This window comes from Shewanella sp. SM73, from assembly GCF_025653795.1.
Classification (GTDB): Bacteria; Pseudomonadota; Gammaproteobacteria; order Enterobacterales; family Shewanellaceae; genus Shewanella; species Shewanella oncorhynchi.
This window is the reverse complement of record NZ_JAKKRY010000045.1, coordinates 1-516: the sequence shown is the minus strand read 5'-3', so window position 1 is coordinate 516 and position 516 is coordinate 1. Positions and strand designations below refer to the sequence as shown.

General features: G+C 63.1%; 1 protein-coding gene. It reads right to left on the bottom strand.

All coding sequences use genetic code 11. The annotated features are described in order from the left end of the window. The coding region (locus tag L5M51_RS22785; protein WP_263174825.1) for a cadherin-like domain-containing protein at window positions 1-516 on the bottom strand (516 nt) is incomplete at both ends.

The following is a 516-nucleotide window of genomic DNA, read 5'->3' as shown; positions in this document are numbered from 1 at the left end:
CAGTTGGCGGCGGGCTCAAAGCTGTAGGTGCCGTTGGCATTGACCGTCAGGGTGCCTTGGCCGGCGATCACGTAGGCGGTGCCCAGGGTGAACGGACCGGTTTGTCCGGCGACGCTGAAGCTCTGAATGCTGAGCGGGCCATCGACACTGGTGGTGCCGGTGAGCAAGGAGCCATTGGTGACGCCACTGTCTTCAGCCACGGTCAGGGTTTCATCGGCATCGGTGAAGCCATCGGTGACAGGGGTCACACCGATGTTCAAGGTCGARGTGTCCGTGCTGACGCCGTCGGTGACGGTGTAGGTGACAACCGGGAAGTTGCCGTTCCAGTTGGCGGCGGGCTCAAAGCTGTAGGTGCCGTTGGCATTGACCGTCAGGGTGCCTTGGCCGGCGATCACGTAGGCGGTGCCCAGGGTGAACGGACCGGTTTGTCCGGCGACGCTGAAGCTCTGAATGCTGAGCGGGCCATCGACACTGGTGGTGCCGGTGAGCAAGGAGCCATTGGTGACGCCACTGTCT